General features: G+C 68.9%; 13 protein-coding genes and 2 tRNA genes. 6 read left to right on the top strand and 9 right to left on the bottom strand.

What is annotated here, in order from left to right; translation table 11 throughout:
* Nucleotides 1–184: 184 nt before the first annotated feature.
* Together KEG57_RS31915 and KEG57_RS31910 are read right to left on the bottom strand one after the other, a co-directional pair.
* Entirely contained in the window at nucleotides 185–1,780 is a 1,596-nt protein-coding gene (locus KEG57_RS31915; protein WP_272421122.1) for a YiiX/YebB-like N1pC/P60 family cysteine hydrolase, read from the bottom strand.
* Entirely contained in the window at nucleotides 1,777–2,631 is an 855-nt protein-coding gene (locus KEG57_RS31910; protein WP_272421123.1) for an alpha/beta fold hydrolase, read from the bottom strand. Before KEG57_RS31910 ends, KEG57_RS31915 begins: the two co-directional genes overlap by 4 nt.
* A gap of 81 nt (nucleotides 2,632–2,712) precedes the next feature.
* On the opposite strand from KEG57_RS31910, the gene KEG57_RS31905 reads away from it, so the two are divergent.
* Nucleotides 2,713–4,524, top strand: coding sequence for a bifunctional serine/threonine-protein kinase/formylglycine-generating enzyme family protein (locus tag KEG57_RS31905; protein ID WP_272421124.1), 1,812 nt, complete (start codon nucleotides 2,713–2,715; stop codon nucleotides 4,522–4,524).
* An 84-nt stretch (nucleotides 4,525–4,608) separates the two neighbouring features.
* On the top strand, nucleotides 4,609–5,901 hold the full coding sequence (locus KEG57_RS31900; RefSeq protein ID WP_272421125.1) for a metallophosphoesterase: 1,293 nt from the start codon (nucleotides 4,609–4,611) through the stop codon (nucleotides 5,899–5,901).
* A 1-nt stretch (nucleotide 5,902) separates the two neighbouring features.
* On the opposite strand, the gene KEG57_RS31895 is transcribed toward KEG57_RS31900, so the two are convergent.
* The 4 genes from KEG57_RS31895 to KEG57_RS31880 all read right to left on the bottom strand — a co-directional run bounded on the left by KEG57_RS31895 (nucleotide 5,903) and on the right by KEG57_RS31880 (nucleotide 8,893).
* Nucleotides 5,903–6,841, bottom strand: a complete 939-nt coding sequence (locus KEG57_RS31895; RefSeq protein ID WP_272421126.1) for an alcohol dehydrogenase catalytic domain-containing protein — start codon at nucleotides 6,839–6,841, stop codon at nucleotides 5,903–5,905.
* A 55-nt stretch (nucleotides 6,842–6,896) separates the two neighbouring features.
* Nucleotides 6,897–8,588, bottom strand: a complete 1,692-nt coding sequence (locus KEG57_RS31890; protein ID WP_272421127.1) for a RecQ family ATP-dependent DNA helicase — start codon at nucleotides 8,586–8,588, stop codon at nucleotides 6,897–6,899.
* A gap of 117 nt (nucleotides 8,589–8,705) precedes the next feature.
* A tRNA-Glu gene (locus tag KEG57_RS31885) sits at nucleotides 8,706–8,780 on the bottom strand.
* A 42-nt stretch (nucleotides 8,781–8,822) separates the two neighbouring features.
* Nucleotides 8,823–8,893 (bottom strand) — tRNA-Gln (locus tag KEG57_RS31880).
* A 439-nt stretch (nucleotides 8,894–9,332) separates the two neighbouring features.
* Between KEG57_RS31880 and groES the strand changes: the two genes are divergently transcribed.
* From groES to KEG57_RS31860, 4 genes are all read left to right on the top strand, one after another.
* A complete protein-coding gene (gene groES, locus KEG57_RS31875; RefSeq protein WP_272421128.1) occupies nucleotides 9,333–9,638 on the top strand; it encodes a co-chaperone GroES in 306 nt (101 codons plus the stop codon).
* Between the two features lie 68 nt (nucleotides 9,639–9,706).
* Entirely contained in the window at nucleotides 9,707–11,392 is a 1,686-nt protein-coding gene (gene groL / locus KEG57_RS31870; RefSeq protein WP_272421129.1) for a chaperonin GroEL, read from the top strand.
* A gap of 137 nt (nucleotides 11,393–11,529) precedes the next feature.
* The gene (locus tag KEG57_RS31865) at nucleotides 11,530–12,177 is read left to right on the top strand and encodes a Crp/Fnr family transcriptional regulator (RefSeq protein ID WP_272421130.1); all 648 of its coding nucleotides are present in this window, start codon (nucleotides 11,530–11,532) and stop codon (nucleotides 12,175–12,177) included.
* A gap of 5 nt (nucleotides 12,178–12,182) precedes the next feature.
* A complete protein-coding gene (locus KEG57_RS31860) occupies nucleotides 12,183–12,950 on the top strand; it encodes an MBL fold metallo-hydrolase (protein WP_272421131.1) in 768 nt (255 codons plus the stop codon).
* 115 nt (nucleotides 12,951–13,065) lie between these two features.
* Here the strand turns inward: KEG57_RS31860 and KEG57_RS31855 are convergent, their stop codons facing one another.
* The 3 genes from KEG57_RS31855 to KEG57_RS31845 all read right to left on the bottom strand — a co-directional run bounded on the left by KEG57_RS31855 (nucleotide 13,066) and on the right by KEG57_RS31845 (nucleotide 17,148).
* Nucleotides 13,066–13,839, bottom strand: a complete 774-nt coding sequence (locus tag KEG57_RS31855) for a PP2C family protein-serine/threonine phosphatase (RefSeq protein ID WP_272421132.1) — start codon at nucleotides 13,837–13,839, stop codon at nucleotides 13,066–13,068.
* 178 nt (nucleotides 13,840–14,017) lie between these two features.
* The gene (locus tag KEG57_RS31850) at nucleotides 14,018–15,634 is read right to left on the bottom strand and encodes an NAD(P)/FAD-dependent oxidoreductase (RefSeq protein ID WP_272421133.1); all 1,617 of its coding nucleotides are present in this window, start codon (nucleotides 15,632–15,634) and stop codon (nucleotides 14,018–14,020) included.
* On the bottom strand, nucleotides 15,613–17,148 hold the full coding sequence (locus tag KEG57_RS31845; protein WP_272421134.1) for a polyamine aminopropyltransferase: 1,536 nt from the start codon (nucleotides 17,146–17,148) through the stop codon (nucleotides 15,613–15,615). The genes KEG57_RS31850 and KEG57_RS31845 overlap by 22 nt, the downstream gene beginning before the upstream one ends.
* Nucleotides 17,149–17,208 lie beyond the last annotated feature (60 nt).

Genomic DNA, 17,208 nt, shown 5'->3' with positions numbered 1-17,208 from the left:
TCGCCACCCGGCAGGGCAGCGCTGCCGTCTCGGCTGGCAACATGGTTCGTGGTCTTGTCACGGGCCCGTCGGAGAAAACGCGCATCGCGCGGTTTCTCCGCCTTCGGTCCAGGCCGTGCCTGGTCCGGGTGCAGGGGCGGACAGCCCCTGCTCGGGTCCGGGGTGAAACCCCGGCGCTGCGCCGTCAGGGCTGCACGATGTCCCATTTCGCCCGGCGCGCGCTCTGGGCGAGAGCGTCCGCGTTCGCCACGATCGCGCGCTCCTTGCGCTCGCGCCCGTCGAGGAAATACACGAAATCGAGCTGGCGATCCTCGCGGGACTGCTCCGCCGCGAACAGGCGCACGATCTCCGTCGGCGGCACCGCGCGGCGGCCGGCGATGCTGACGAACGGGATCCGGAGCCCCGGCGCGCCGTCGTTCTTCGGCTCGTACGCCTTGAGGACGAGCTCCGAGCAGACGAGCTCGTCATCCGTCCCGAAATCGAAGTTGAAATCGTAGGGCCGGCCCACGAAACCGAGCGCGCGATCGATCGCCGCCGCGATCTCCACGAGCGAGAGCCGCGGCCGGAGTGCCCCCACGTAATCGGCGCCGCACGAGTGCTCGAGCGACGCGGCCACGACGCCTTCGCTCACGGCCTCGATCACCGTGTGCGGGTGCTCGGAAGCGTCCTTCTCGCTGAGCTCTTTCCAGCCCCGGGCACGCTCGCGCGCGAGGTGCTCGCTGAACACGCCGAAGCGCGCCCGCGTCTCGGGATCCGCGTCGAACGTCTTCTGGATGTCCTCCGGCGTGCCCACGTAGAGCGCCGCATGCGGCCAGAACCCGGGCAAACCCACGTTCGAGAGGTACCAGTTGCGCCGCTCGACGATGATGTCGCCGGGCCGGAGCGCGCGCCCGAGCTCCGTGATCTGCGCATCCGAGATGAGCCGTCGATCCTCGGCCACGACGCGCGTGTCGCCGAACCACTCGGCCACGTTTTTCTGCACGGGGAACCAGCGCTCGAAGGCCTCGCCGCGCAGCACCTCGGCCTTGTTCCGCGCCACGTTCGCCGTCGCCTCGACGCCGAGCCGCGCCTTCGCCCGCGCCGTGCGCGCCCGCGTGAGGCCCGCGAGCTTCGCGCCGCCCTCGTCGTCGAGGTGCCGCTCGATCCACGTCGAGAACCAAGCCTCGCCTGCCGGCACGATCGCGAGGTCACGTGAGCGCGCGAGGTGCTTGCGCAGCGCGCCGAACGTGCCCGGGGGCAAACCGAGGTCCTCGCGCGCCTCGTCGAAGAGCTTCGGCGCGACGTCGCGCCCGCCCACGAGCTCGATCAGCCGATGCCCGGCCTCGACCTCCGCGCAGAGCGCCGCGAACGCGAGCGCATACGCGCGGGCGTGCAGGCGCGGGTGCGCCTTGTAGTCGATGCTCCAGAAGCCCTGGTAGCGGTGCTTCAGCGCGTCGAGCGCGAGCAGCGGCTCGAGTGCGTCGGACCAGACGTCGCGGATCGCGCCGCGATCCTCCGCCCGAAGAGCGTCGATGCGCTCGGCTCCGAGCAGCGTCTTCTTGGCCTCGGCGTTGCGGAGCGCGGCGTCGAGCCGGCCGATCACGCGGTCGAGCTCCGCGAGGTCGTTCGCCTCGGCGCGATCGAGGACCGGCGGCGCGAGCCGCGCGAGCACGCCCGCCGCGCCGGGGAAATCCGGCGTGAAGGGATACCCGGCCTCCTCGTGATCGCGTCGCCAGAGCGCGAACGCCACGGCGACCACGACGAACAGCGCGGCGAGACGCAGCGCGCGGCGGCGGCTCACGAGGCCCGTTCGAGCGCGCCGAGCACGAAGTCCGCGAACGCCTTCGGGTCCTCGGTGTGCGGCGAGTGCCCGATGCCCTCGGGCTCCAGGAAGACCGTGTGCGGAGGCAGGTTTTTCTTGAAAAACCCGAGGCAACACGGCGGGATCACGCGGTCCGACTTGCCCCAGATCACGTGGATCGGCATGGCGAGCGAGGCGAGCTCGCCCGGGGCGAAGAAGTGTTGCGGTTCGAGCCCGTCGAGGATCGAACGCACGGATGGGTTCTTGAAGATACGCACGATGTCCGGCGCGACGAGCGGCCCGTACCACGGCACGGCGTGGTTCAAGCGCCCGAGGAAGTCGCGGGCGTCGCGCACGCTCTCGATGACGAAGCCGCGCAGGAAACGCTCGCGCTCCTCGGGATCCTCGACCGGCGCGCCGCCTGGTGAGGTGAGCGCGAGGCCCGCGACGCGCTCGGGCCTTCGTTGCGCGTACCTGAGCGCCATCGCGCCGCCGAGCGAGTTGCCCACGACGAGCGCCTTCGCGTCGAGCTCGTGATCGAGCACGTAGGCCAGGGATTCGAACAGACGCTCGGGCCCCAGCGTCATCCACGGCGGGCTCGACAGGCCGTGGCCCGGCGCGTCGACGGCGAGCACGCGACGGCTCTTTTTCCGGAGCCTGGCGAGGGTCGGCGCGAACACCGCGGAGGACGCGGCGATCCCATGCAGGAACACGACCGGCGGGGCCGCTCCCTCGCCACGCGCGTCGTAGACGTGCACGCGTCCGACGGGCGTTTCGACGAAGCGGCTCTCGACGCCGCGGCGCACGAGCATCGCACGCGTCACGTGGTCGAGGACGGACAGAAGTACCATGGTCACTTTTTACCACGCAGGGTTCGGGCGCGACGATGTCTTGCCTGGTACCCCGGCGATCTGCGAAGCTCTGCCGCCCCCATGGCCTCGGGCGAGCCCTCCTGCCGGCGTTGCGGCGCCGTGATCGGCGAGAAGGCGCGGTTTTGCGCCGATTGCGGCGCCCCCGTTGTGGCCGCGGCCGATCCCACGGTTCTCTTCGCGAAGGTGCCGAGCGCGCTCGCGCCGACGACGCCGGTCGAACGCGAACCCACGCCCGCGTCCGGGCCCACGCCGAGCCGCCTTCCGCCCATGCGCATCCCCGCGGGCACCGTGCTCTCGGGCGTGTACGCCGTGCAGAGCGTGCTCGGCGAGGGCGGCATGGGCGTCGTCTACCGCGCGCACGACAGCGCGCTCGGCCGCACGGTCGCCATCAAGTGCCTGCACTCGAACCTCGCGGGCGACGCCGAGATCCGGCGCCGCTTCATCCGCGAGGCCCGCGTCCTGCGCACGTTCTCACACCCGCACGTCGTCTCCGTCTTCGACCTCATCGAGCACGAGCACCTGCTCGGCATCGTGATGGAGCACGTCGAGGGGCAGACGCTCGCGCATCACCTCGTGAAATGGCGCGGCCGCATGCCGTTCGTCGAGATCCGCGAGATCTTCGCGGCCGTGCTCGACGCGATGGACGCGGCGCACCGGCAGGGCATCGTGCATCGCGACCTCAAGCCCGACAACGTGCTCGTCATGCGCGGGCCTTCGGGCGAGCTCGTCCCCAAGGTCGTCGATTTCGGCATCGCGCGGATCCTCGAAGGCACGACGTACACCGTGAGCGGCGCGCTGCTCGGCACCTGCCGGTACATGTCGCCCGAGCAGGTGAGGGGCGACAAGACGGCCGATCATCGCTCGGACGTCTACTCGCTTGGCGTCTCGCTCTACGAGCTCGCGGCGGGCCGGCCGCCTTTCCCCGAGGACAACCATTTCGCGCTGATGATGGCGCACGTCCAGGCCGAGCCCCCGCCGCCCTTGCAACACCGCGCCGAGATCCCGGCCCCGCTCGAGGAGCTCATCCTCTCCGCGCTCGCGAAAAACCCCTCGCAGCGGCCGCAGACGTGCGCGGAGTTCCGCGAGCGCCTCCTCGCCGCCATCGACGAGCCCGCGCCGGGGCCCGTCGTCCTGCGCCCGAGCAGCACGTCCATTCCGCCGCTCGCGACGGTCCTGCGCGACACCGACGGCGCCGAGTCCGTGCTCGTGCCGGCGGGGTCGTTTCTCATGGGCCCGGATCGGCGCGAGGTTTTCCTCGATGCGTATTACATCGATCGCGCGCCGGTCACGAACCGGCAATTCGCGCTCTTCGTGCAGGTCACCGGATACAAGCCGGCTGACGAGAGCGGCGGTCGTTTCCTCGCGCACTGGGCGCGTGGCGCCGTGCCGCGGGGGCTCGAGGATCATCCGGTGGTGAACGTCTCGTGGGACGACGCGTGCGCGTTTGCCTCGTGGGCCGGCAAGCGTTTGCCCACGGAGGCCGAATGGGAAAAAGCCGCGCGTGGGACGGACGGCCGGCGATATCCCTGGGGCAAGGCCGAGCCGACGCCCACGCGGGCCCATTACGGTGGAAAACATCGTGGCACGGCGCCCGTCGGCTCGTATCCCGAGGGCCAGTCGCCGTACGGCGTCCTCGACATGGCCGGTAACGTCTGGGAGTGGTGCGAGGACGTCGACGATCCGGCGTTTTACATGGACGGCCCCTCGCGCAACCCGAAGAACACTGCGAAGCCGCGGCATCCGCTCTACGTCATGCGCGGCGGGTCCTGGCTCTTCGGCGCGCAATCGCTGAAGACCTATTCGCGCACCCGGTTCGAGCCGCATTATCGCTTCGCGGGCGGCGGCTTTCGTTGCGTGCGATCGGCGCGCTGAGCGGCGAGCCGGATCTCTTCGGGCGGCCCCCTGCCGCGCGGCCCGGGCGTGCGCTACGCTCCGCGACCGAGGGCACGGCATCCCATGGGAATTCCGCGGTTCGTGATCTTTTTCGTGGTCGTCTCGCTCGTCCTTTTCGCTGCGAGCTTCTACCTCGGCCGTCGGGTCAAGCAGTCGTTCGAGCTCTCCGTGCGGGCCGAGCGAACCGGCCTCTTCGTGGTGCTCGGGGCCATGGTGTCGATGATCCTCGCGCGTGCCCTCGGCGTGCGCCTGCTCGGCGAGGTCGCGTTCACGCTCCTGCTCGCCTTGCTCATCAGCACGGGCCTGCTCTTGCTCGTCGATCTCGCGAAGCTCGGGGCCCTGCCTTTCACGTGGCTCGCGTCGCGCGTGAAGCCCGAGCCCGCCCCCGCGCCCGCGCCCGAGCCTGTGCTCGCCCTCGCGACCGAGCCTGCGGCGCCCGCGCCCGCGCCTGCGCCTGCCGCGGAGCCCGCGAAAACCGAGCCTGCGCCCGAGAAGGGGCCGGCGCTGCCCACGCGCCGCGTCTTCCTCGGCCAGGCGGTGACGGGATCGGCGCTGCTCGTGGGCTCGGGCAGTTCATTTTATGGCGCGGTCTTCGGCCGGCACGATTACGTGATCGAGGATGTGCCCGTCCGGATCCCGGGGCTCTCGAAACGCCTCGACGGGTATACGCTGGTCCAGCTCTCGGACATTCATTTCGGCACGTTCGTCGGCGACGCCGAGATGCGCGCGGCCGAGGAGCTCGTGCGCAAGGCGCGGCCCGATCGGATCGTGCTCACGGGGGATCTGCTCGACAACGACGCGAAATACGCGGAGATGCTCGGGCGCTTCGTGCGAAACATCGCGCCGCTCGCGCGGGACGGCGTCGTGGCCATTCCGGGCAATCACGACTGGTATGCGGGGATCGACGAGGTCGTTTCGGCCTTGAAGGCGGCCGGGGCGCGTGTGCTGCGCAATGACGGCTTCGTCGTCGGCGATGACAAGGACGGGTTCGCGCTGCTCGGCGTGGAGGACGTGTGGGCGCGGCGCCTCTCGCCGGGGAATGGGCCGAACCTCGAAGCCGCGCTCGCGCACGTCCCGAAGGATCTGCCGCGCGTCTTGCTTTGCCACAACCCCGTGTTTTTCCCGGACGCCGCGGGCCAGGTGGCCTTGCAGCTTTCCGGGCACACGCACGGCGGGCAGGTCAATCTCGGGGCCTTGCAGCCGGGCAAGCTCGTGTTGCCTTATGGCTACGTGGCGGGGCTTTACGAGCGGAATGGGTCGCGGCTGTGGGTGAATCGCGGATTCGGCACGGCGGGGCCGCCGGCGCGGGTCGGCGCGCCGCCGGAGGTGACGCGCGTCGTGCTCGTGTCGGCCTGATTCAAGAAGGCAGGACGAGGACCTTCAAGACGCCCGGCTCGGCGGCGCGCTGGAACGCACGCGCGGCGTCCGCGAGCGGATACCGCGCCGAAATGAGCGGCCGCGGATCGACGACGCCCCGGGCGAGCACGTCGATGGCGCGCTGAAAATCGCCGCAACGCGAGCCGATGATCTTGTTCTCGTTGATCACGGCCGGCGCGAGATCGACGTTCGCGACGCCTGCATACGTGCTCTTCAGGATGATCGTGCCGCGCGGCTTCACGATGGCGAGCGCGCGGGCGAGCCCGGCGGGTTTTCCGGTCGCCTCCACGACGAGGTCGAATCCCGCCTCGGAAAACTCCGATTCGAGCGCGACGTCGAGTCCGGCCGCTTCGAGGAGCGCGAGTTTGTCCCGGTGCCGGCCGACGGCGACGGCGCGGCCGAGATCCCCGCGCCGCGCGGCGAGCGCGAGCCCCGTGAGCAGGCCGAGCTTGCCGTCGCCGAGCAGGCAAACTCGATCACCCGGCCGGGGCGCGGCCTCGTCGAAGGCATGCAGCGCGGCGGCGAGCGGCTCGATGAAGGCGGCGCTCTCGTCGGGGATCGTGTCCGGCAAAATGTGCAGGTTTTCCTCGGGAATCCGCACGAATTCGGCGATCCCGCCGTCTCGGCCGAGGATCCCGAGCACGGTGCGCGTGGGGCAATGGTTACGCCCGCCCGCGCGGCAGGTCGCGCATTTCCCGCAGGCGCAATTGATCTCCATGGCCACGCGCTTGCCCGCGTGCATGCCGATGACCTCGTGCCCGAGCACGCCACGGAAATCCATGTACCCGCGGGCGAGCTCCTGATCGGTATTGCAGATCCCGGCCGACCGGACCTTGACCACCACCTCGCCCGGCGTGGGCTCGGGATCGGGGACGTCGGCGAGAGCGACGCCGTTTTCTGTGCACTGGAGCGCCTTCATGTGTCCTCTCTCTCAAAAGAGGGCGGCGCGTGCAAGCGCGGCGGAGCGGCGAGGCTCAGGCGGCGTTCTTTTTCTCGAGGTAGGACGCTTCGACCACGCGGGTCCCGACGTCGCCCGGGAAGGCCACCTTGACGCGTTTCTCGTCCACCGCGAGCACCTCCCCCTCGCCGAATTTCTCGTGGCGCACGGGCTCGCCCACGGCAAAGGCCGGCGGCTCCGGCGGCGCGGCGAGCGAAGGCACGACGACCGGCGGGGGCTCCTCGGCTCTCGCCGCGAAGGCGGCCGCGGCGAGGCGCTCGGCCGTGTGATCGCGGCAATTGTCGCAATGTCCGCAGGTCTCGCCTTCCTCCTCGCCGAAGTAACGGCGGAGGTAGCGCGTGCGGCATTCGGTGGTCTCGGCATAACGGATGATCGCGTCGAGCCGCGCCCGATCCTCATGCCTGCGTCGTTCGCGGATCTCACCGAGGACGCTCGCGGAGCCGGCCCTTCGCAGCGCGGCCGTGGCGCGGAAGCAGCCTTTTCGGCGGAGGACGAGGCCCTCTGCGTCGAGCGACGCGAGCAGCACCTTGGCGTGGCGCTCGGGTACGCCGGCCATCTCGGCGATCGCGCGCGCTTCGAGGTCGCGGCCCGGCGCGGCGAGCAGGACCGCGAGCACCTTGTCCGCTTCCTCCGGGCGCGGGTGCTTGCCGCCGAGGAAATAGGCCTGCACGCGGCGATCCTCGATTCGATAGAGCAATGCAGCGCGAGCCGCGTTCGTGTCGCGCCCGGCGCGGCCGGCCTCCTGGTAATAACTCTCGACCGAATCCGGGAACTCCCAGTGCACGACGAAGCGGATATCGCTCTTGTCGATGCCCATCCCGAACGCCTTCGTCGCGACCATCACGCGGAACTCGTTCGCCATGAACCGCGCCTGGGCCGCCTCCCGCGCCGATTTCGTGAGCCGCCCGTGATAAAGGCCGGCCGCGATCCCGCGGGCGATGAGCGCCTCGTGAAGCTCCTCGGCTTTCTTCACGGTCGACACGTAGACGATCCCGAGCCCGGAAACCTCGTCGGCGATCACGAGGAGGCGCTTCATCTTGGCCTCCTCGTTCACCGTGCGAAATACCTCGAAAAAGAGGTTCTCCCGCTCGATGGAGTTCGTCACGACGCGCGCGGCCTCGATTCCGAGGGCCGCGTGGATGTCGTCGAGCACGGCGGGCGTGGCGGTGGCCGTGAGCGCGAGGACGGGCGGATCGCCGAGCTCTTTTCGCGCGGCGCGGAGGAACGAATACGCCGGCCGGAAGTCGTGCCCCCATTGCGAGATGCAATGGGCCTCGTCCACGACGAGCAGCGAGACCCCGCCGCGTCGCAGATCTTCGAGGACGTCCGCTCGCTCGAGGCGCTCCGGGGTCACATAGACGAGGGAAGGGCGGCCTTCGCGGACATCTTCGGTCGCGCGGCGCTCCTCGTCCGCGGTGAGGGTCGAGTCGAGCCGAGTCGCGTCGATCTCGGCGTCCTCGAGTTTGTCCTCCTGGTCGCGGATGAGCGCGATCAGCGGGGAGACGACCACGACGGGGTTCGGCAGGACGAGGGCCGGCAGCTCGTAACAGAGGGACTTGCCCGCGCCGGTGGGCAGGATGCCGATTGCGTCGTGGCCCGAGAGCACGGCCTCGATGAGCTCGCGTTGGCCGGGCCGGAAGCGCTCGACGCCGAATTTTTGTCGTGCCTCGGCGAGCAGCCGGGCCCAGGGGATTCGACCTTTGGCCATCGCCCACGACGAAATGCAAGCCTGGGGCCGATTCCGGCCGCGGACGGCCATCCGGGACCGAAAAGCACAAAACGAAAACGGCACCCGAAGGTGCCGTTTTCGCTTTTCTGTACTTCCTGGCGATCCCAGCGGGAATTGAACCCGCGTTACCGACGTGAGAGGCCGGCGTCCTAACCGCTAGACGATGGGACCAGTTTTCAAATCCGTCGGCGACACTTCTTAGCCGACTTCGGGCTGGGGGACAAGGATTCGAACCTTGATAGACGGTGCCAGAAACCGTCGTCCTGCCATTAGACGATCCCCCAAGGACTGGGCGTTCCCAAAACCCTGCGGGCCAAGGGACCGGTGGAGCACCGGAGCAGTCGCTCCGTCGTCCACGGGCCGCGCAACTTAGCCGAACCGTCGGTCCTGTCAAGCGCTTCTTGTCGTATGTTCGGAACAGCTCGGAATCGCTTGGGAATTCTGTCTGCCTTGGACGGGCTCGTCCTCTCGACGTCCGGTCTGGATCGCCGAACGAGGCCTTCGAGGCGTTTCCCGGACGTACGCAGGCCTCCGGAAAAACGACCAGCCGAACCAGGGCGGGCTTGACGGTGCAACGCGGGGATCTATTTTCCGGGCCGGTTTTAGCCACCGGCATAGCCGAGTGCCAGCGGCGTTGGTGCTCGATGCCCTCCGTGGCCAACAGCCACGGCCGGGGGGTGTCGGCCCGCCGGTGCCAGCAAATAGACGACAGAGGAAGCCATCATGAAGATCAGGCCGCTGCACGACCGCATCGTGGTCAAGCGTCTCGAGAGCGAGACCAAGACGAAGGGTGGGATCATCATCCCGGATTCGGCCAAGGAGAAGCCCATCGAGGGGCGCGTGGTGGCCGTGGGCAACGGCAAGCTTCTCCGCGACGGCAAGCTCCGGCCGCTCGACATCAAGGTCGGCGACGTCGTCCTCTTCGGCAAGTACGCCGGCAACGAGGTGAAGATCGACGGCGAGGACTTCGTGCTCCTGCGCGAGGACGACCTGCTCGCGATCACCGGCAGCGAAGGAGCCGCGAGCTAGTCGCTCGCCCATCCTCCTCCACGAAAAACCGAGCACGCGGCGACATCCGCCGCGAGGGAAGAAGATCCATGTCCGCGAAGCAGATCGTTTTCAGCCGTGGCGCGCGCGCCGCGATCCTCCGGGGCGTCAACACGCTCGCCGAGGCGGTGAAGGTGACGCTCGGGCCGAAGGGCCGGAACGTCGTCATCGAGAAGAGCTGGGGTTCGCCCGTCGTCACGAAGGACGGCGTGACCGTCGCCAAGGAAGTCGAGCTCCACTCGAAGCTCGAGAACATGGGCGCCCAGATGGTCCGCGAGGTCGCCTCGAAGACGAGCGACAAGGCCGGTGACGGCACGACGACCGCGACCGTCCTCGCCCAGGCCATCTACAACGAGGGCCTGCGCATGGTCGAGGCCGGCCACAACCCGATGGACCTGAAGCGCGGCATCGACGCCTCCGTCGCCGCGATCCTCGACGCGCTGAAGAAGCAGGCCGTCCCGACCAAGGACAAGGGCCAGATCGCGCAGGTCGCCACCATCAGCGCGAACGGCGACAAGGAGATCGGCAACATCCTCGCCGAGGCCATGGAGAAGGTCGGCAAGGAGGGCGTGATCACGGTCGAAGAGAACAAGCGCATGACGACCGAGCTCGACGCGGTCGAGGGCATGCAGTTCGACCGCGGCTACCTCTCGCCGTACTTCGTGACCGACGCCGAGAAAATGAAGACGGTTCTCACGAACCCGCTCATCCTCGTGAACGAGAAGAAGATCTCGGCGATGGCCGATCTCCTTCCCGTGCTCGAGCAGGTCGTCAAGCACGGCCGCGAGGTCCTCATCATCGCCGAGGACATCGAGGGCGAAGCGCTCGCGACGCTCGTCGTGAACAAGCTGCGCGGCACGCTCAAGGTCGCGGCCGTGAAGGCGCCCGGCTTCGGCGATCGCCGCAAGGAGATGCTGAAGGACATCGCGATCCTGACGGGCGCGACGGCCTTTATGGAGGACCTCGGCCAGAAGCTCGACACCGCCACGCTGCGTGACCTCGGCACGGCCCGCCGCGTCGAGATCGACAAGGACAACACCGTCATCGTCGACGGCGCCGGCGACAAGGCCGCGATCAAGGCCCGCATCGAGTCGATCCGCAAGCAGATCGCCGAGACGTCGAGCGACTACGATCGCGAGAAGCTCCAGGAGCGCCTCGCGAAGCTCGCCGGCGGCGTGGCCGTCGTGCGCGTCGGCGCGGCGACCGAGGTCGAGATGAAGGAGAAGAAGGCCCGCGTCGAGGACGCGCTGCACGCGACGCGCGCGGCCGTCGAAGAGGGCATCGTGGTCGGCGGCGGCGTGGCGCTGCTCCGCGCCTCGTCCGTGCTCGACACGCTCAAGTTCGGCGACGAGCGCGACGTCGGCGTGCGCATCCTGCGCAAGGCCGCCGAGGCGCCGATCCGGCAGATCGCCACGAACGCCGGCATCGACGGGAGCGTGGTCGTGGAGAAGGTCCGCTCGAGCCAGGGCTCGTTCGGCTACAACGCCGCGACGGACACCTACGAGGACCTCTTCGCCGCCGGCGTCATCGACCCGGCGAAGGTCGTGCACCACGCGCTCGCCAACGCCTCCAGCGTGGCGTCCCTGATGCTCACCACCGAGGCGCTCGTCGCCGAGAAGCCCAAGAAGGAAGCGGCGGCCGCGGCCGGCGGCGGCGGCATGGGCGGCATGGGCGGCATGGGCGGAATGGGCGGCATGGGCGGCATGGGCGGTATGGGCGACTTCGACATGGGCTGATCGCCCCGAAAAGCCTCACGCCATGACGAAGGCCTCGGGCGTCTCCGACGTCCGGGGCTTTCGTTTTTCGAAGAGCGCGGCGGCCGAACCTCCGGTTTTTGACCCGGCCTGCCGTATGGCGGTAAACTCCCCCCACGATGTCGGATCCGCTCTTCGCCCGGTTTGGCCGTGAGTTCTCGGCCGGGGACATACTGTGCCGCGAGGGCGATCCCGGCGATGTGATGTACGTGATCCAGTCCGGCTCCGTCCGCATCACGAAGTTGATCGCGGGCGAGGAGCGCGTGATCGCGGTGCTCGGCCCGGGCGAGTTCCTCGGCGAGCTGGCGATCCTGAACGGCAAGCCGCGCAGCGCGACGGCGACGGTCGTCGAGACGACGCGGTGCCTCTTGGTCGAGGCGAAGACGCTCGAGAAGATGGTCGCGGGCAACTCCGAGATCGCGATGCGGCTGATCAAGAAGCTCGCGAAACGGCTCGACTCGGCCGACGCGCTGATCGAGGTGCTGATGCACCGCGATCCGAAGGCGCGGATCATGCTCGCGCTGGCGCGGAGCGCGGAGGCGTTCGGCGAGAAGACGCCCGAGGGGATCCTGATCCGTACGCGGGCAGAAGATCTCGCGCGTGATGTCGGCGTGGACGCGGTCGCGGCTTCCGATGTGATGCTGCGGCTGCGCAGGTTGCGCCTCGCCAGTGAAGTCTCGGGGGGCATCGTCGTCGCCGACGTCGGAAGGCTCCAGGACTTCGTCGAGTTCCTCGAGATGCCGCAGAAGTTCGGCGGGGAAGGCTGAGCGGCGTGGATCTCCGCGTCATCGGTTGTCACGGCGGCGAGACTCCGAAGCACCGCACGAGCGCCTTCATCCTCGACGAGCGTCTGGCGATCGACGCCGGATCTCTCACGAGTGGTCTCGAAGTCGAGGGCCAGCTCAAGCTCGAAGGGTGCCTCGTCAGCCACGCGCACCTCGATCACATCCGTGATCTCGCGACGCTCGCGGACAACCGCTGTCAGATGGGCGCACCTCCGCTCATCGTCGCGGGCACGCGCGAGACGATCCGCATCCTGCGCGAGCACTTCTTCAACAACGAGCTCTGGCCCGACTTCGCGACGATCCCGACGCCGGAGAACCCGACGATCCGCTACCTGGAGCTCTCGCCGGAGAAGCCCGCGCCGCTCGCGGGCTGCAACGTGCGTGCGGTCATGGTGAGCCACACGATCGAGTCGGCTGCGTTCGTGATCGAAACGCCGGGCGGCGCCATCGCGTACAGCGGCGACACGGGGCCCACGGATCGGCTCTGGGAAGTGCTCGACGAGCAGCCGAACCTGCGCGCGCTCTTGATGGAGGTGAGCTTTCCGAACCGCGAGCAGCGGCTCGCCACGGTGAGTGGTCACCACACGCCGCAGACGCTGCGCGCCGATCTGAAGAAGCTACGCCGTCCGCAGGATCTGCCGACGCTGCTCTATCACATCAAGCCGGTGTTCCAGGCCGAGGTGGAGCGCGAGTGCGCCGCGCTCGAAGGCGTGAGCCTCGAAGTGATGAAGATCGGCGATCAGTTCGTGCTGTAGGGCGAAGCCGCGCAGCGAAGCCGCGCAGCGCAGCCTGCACCGCTGAAATGCAAAGCCCCTCTCCCGCGAGCGGGAGAGGGGTTGGGGAGAGGGGCGGGACTGGGGAGAGGGTCGGTCAGGCCTGATCAGGTTCCACGCGCGCGAGCACGACCGTGATGTTGTCGAGTCCGCCGTGGAAGTTCGCGCGCTCGATGAGCACGCGGCACGCCTCGTCGAGCGACGGGGCCTTCGTGACGATGTCGCAGATCTCCGGGTCCTTCACGAGGCCCGAGAGGCCGTCGGAGCAGAGCAGGTAGATGTCACCTGCGGCCGTCTCCTCGGTGAGCAGATCGACGAGCACGTCCTCGCGGATGCCGAGCGCGCGTGTGATCACGTTCGGCGGCAGCCGCTTGATCTCTTCCTCCGTCATCCACGGCGCCATGTGCAAGGCGTCGCTGACGAGCGAGTGATCACGGGTGAGCTGCGTGATCTTGTCGCCCCGGATGCGGTAGCAACGGCTGTCGCCGACGTGACCCACGGTCACGCGCGTCGCGTTCTTGTCGAACATCGCCGTCACGATCGTCGTGCCCATCCCGAAGTCCGCCATGGTCTTGAGCGAACGGTCGAAGATGCGACGGTTGGCCAGCCGTAGGCCCGTGACGACGTAGTTCTCCTCCTCCGTCAGGTTCGGATCGGCAGGAAATGGCCATGTACCGTCGCGACCGACGGTGACCGAGAAGAAGTCCGAGAGGGTGGAGACGGCCAGCCGGCTTGCCACATCGCCGGAGCGATGCCCGCCCATTCCGTCGGCAACGGCGACGACATGGTACTCGGGCATCACGAGGAGGTTGTCCTCGTTGTGCTCCCGCATCAGGCCGACATCGGTCATCCCGGCGAACCGGGTTCGCATGGCCGAACAGTAGACGCGTAGGGGGGGGGCCGTGCAAGGTCGGTGAGCAGATCCCGTCACCTTTCCCGCGCCAACCGGCCCGAGCCCTACCCCCGGAAGGCAAGCAACTACACCAGAACCCAGAATTCCTGGCAACTGAGTGTCGGTTCTGTGCTTGTGGCTACCATTTTCCTGGCTTTCACAACCAGGTCGGACCGAGCTCGACCCCGAGCGCAGGCGCGACCGCCTCGGCCGCGCGTACACCGGACGCCTGCGACTCCTCGAAGAGCGCCATCCCAGGCTGATCCGCGTGCGCCCAGGCCACGCGCTCGTCGAGCAAGACGAGCGGTTCGAAGGGCCGTTCGCCGAGAAATCCGGGACGCGGACGCGGCATCGCGTGGCCCCAGACGCACACGTCCATGCGCGAGATCTGCTCGCGCAGCTCGGAATGTGCAGGCGCGAGATCACGCAGCACGTCGTTCGCGATCTGTTCCCACGGCGCGACGACGAGGCTTTTGCGCGCGCCCACGACGTCGGGCCCGCCGTACGCGCGGTAGTACGTGAGCACGGTGCGCGACGAGAGCTCGGTGAGCTGATGGCGCGCGTCGACGTAGCCGAGGCCCGCGGCATCGTAGAGGACGGAGTCCCACGCCATGTCGGGATCGATCGGGCGCTCGACGTGCATGTTCGCAACGACCCACGGCGAGCTCGTGCGCACGGGCAAACGCGCCGCGGCCGCCGGGAAGAGTCGAGCGGTGACGAACGCGGGCGCGGCGACGACGACGGCGCGCGCATGCGTGCGCCGCGGAGCACGAGACCGCACGTCGAGCCAGCGCACTTCGACGCGACCACCTTCGATCGTGCGAAGGCCCGTCACGAGCGCGCCGAGCGAGACCGTCGCGCGTGCACGCTCGGAGAGTGCTTGGACGAGCTTGCCATTGCCCTCGGGCCACACGAGGAAGTGGCTGCCGTCGAGCTCGGGTGTCTTCAGCTTGCGCCCCGCGAAGTAGTGGAGCGCCGCCCAGGCCGAGACTTCTTCCGGTTCTGCGCCGAAGTCGTCGAGGCACGCGTAGCGCACGTACCAGCGCAAGAACGGCGAGGAGTAACCCTCGCGATCGAGCCACGCGCGCATGCTGATCCGATCGAGCGCGAGCGTGTCCGGATCCCGCGACGAGAGCGCGAGCGGGATCTGGAAGACGGGTTTTCCATCGGTACCGACGCGCTCGGTGAGCTCGTCTTCGAAGCGGGAGAAGCGCTCCATCTCGGCGCGATCGTGCGCGTCGAGCTCGTCCTGCGGCACGAGCCCCGGGTGCCACGCGTCGCGGTAGAAGATGCGCTCTTGCGGCGCGTGGCAGAGCACGCGTGGATCGAAGCGCGGGCGGCCCGCCGCGTCCCAGCCCTTCACCACGCCCATCTGTTCGAGCAAACGGAGCGCGGCGCGCGCCTCGGGGTTCGGCGCGGCGAGGTAGTGCGCGCCCCACGGGTGCGGCGCGGCGCCGTCTTCGCTCCACGTGCTCGTGCCGCCGGGGAAAGATTCGAGCTCGAGCACACGCACGTCGAGCCCCGCAGGCGCGAGCCTCCACGCGGCGGAGAGGCCGGCGATGCCCGCGCCGACGATGACGACGTCGGCGTGCTCCGGCGGTCCGCTCGGCTCGGGCACGCCGCCGTCGCGCACGAGGTGACCCACGCCGTGCGAGGCGCCGATGATGCGACCTGCGATCGGCGCCTTTCCCGGGAGGATCGTGTCGACCACCCAGCCCGCCGCGACCGTCGTGAGGAAGGCCCGCCGGTCCATCAGCGCGTGAAGACGCCCCACTCGCGTGCGTAGATCGCCACGAGCTTCTGATCGTTCAGTCGGTTCACGGGCGCCTCGACGCGGCCGATGTCGCGCGGGAAGCGGAAGAGCTCGGGCAACCCCGAGGACTCGAGCCAGCGGAGTTGGGTCGGCTCGATGCGCAAGGCTCCCGGTGCGGTGAGGTGCTCGCCGCCCGCCAACACAAAACCCCAGTCGCCGAAGCTCGGCACGTACACGTGGAGCGGCGCCGTCTTCCAGCCAGCGCCTTCGAGCGTCTGCACGATGGTCCAGAACGACTCGCGCGCGTACTGCGGCGAGGTCGCCTGCACGACGGCGACGCCGCGGAAGGAGAGGCGCTCGCGGAGCAGGTGGTAGAAGGCGTCGGTGTAGAGCTTGCCGACGGCGTAGTTCGAGGGATCGGGGAAGTCGACGATCGCGAGGTCGAACGAGTCGCGCGAGTCTTCGAGGAACTTGTAGGCGTCCTCGTTGCGTACGGTGACGCGTGGGTCGTTGAGGGCGCCGCCGTTCAGCTCCAGCGCGACGGGCAGCTTGCGGAACGCGTCGGTGACCGCGGCGTCGAGGTCGACGAGCACGATGCGCTCGATCGACGGGTACCGGAGGAGCTCGCGCGCGGCGAGACCGTCACCGCCGCCGAGCACGAGCACGCTCTTGGGATCATGGCCGAGCGCGGCGACGGCGGGGTGGACGAGGACCTCGTGGTAGCGCTGCTCGTCGTCCGAGGAGAACTGGAGGTTGCCGTTGAGGAAGAGGCGCGTCGTGCGCGGCGATCGCGTGATCACCACGCGCTGGTAGGGCGACTGCGCCGTGTAGATGATGGGCGCGCCGAAATAGACGGTCTCGGCGCGATCGACGAAGCGACTGACGAACCCGAAGGCCGCGGCGAGCACGCCGAAGATGAGCACGCACTGCGCGCGCAGGCGGATCGTGACGGCGCGATCGAGCGGGAAGAGGAACGTCGCGAGCATCGCCGCGGCCGCGTTCAGGAGGCCGAAGAAGAGGCTCGTCTGGTGCACGCCGAGCTTCGGCAGGAGCAGCGACGGGAAGAGGAGGCTCGCGATCAGCGCGCCCACATAGTCGAGCGAGAGGACACGCGCGACGAGCTCCTTCAGGTCGACCGAGAACTGGAGCAGTCGGATGAGGATCGGGATCTCGAGGCCCACGAGCGTGCCGACGAGCACCACGATGCCGTAGAGCGCGAAGCGAAACGCCGCGGCCGCCGTGTAGACCTTGAAGAGCAGCGGCGCCGAGAGGCCACCCGCGAGCGCGAGGCAGAGCTCGATCTCGACGAAGCGTTCGAGGAGTCGATCCTCGAGGAACTTCGACAGATACGAGCCGATGCCCATCGCGAAGAGGTACAGGCCGATCACCAGGCTGAACTGGGTGACCGAGTCGCCGAGCACGTAGCTCGCCAGCGTGCCCGTCACGAGCTCGTAGACGAGCCCGGATGTCGCGATCACGGCCACCATGGCGAGGAGCGCGGGGTGGACCCAGCGGCGCGGCTGCTGCTGCGTCATGCCGCGCCTTCCTAGCACCGGGTCGGCGTGGCCGGTGAGCCCGATCCGAGACGCCCACGT

The sequence above is a fragment of the Polyangium jinanense genome, from assembly GCF_028435365.1.
This window is presented reverse-complemented; position numbering and strand designations above follow the sequence as displayed.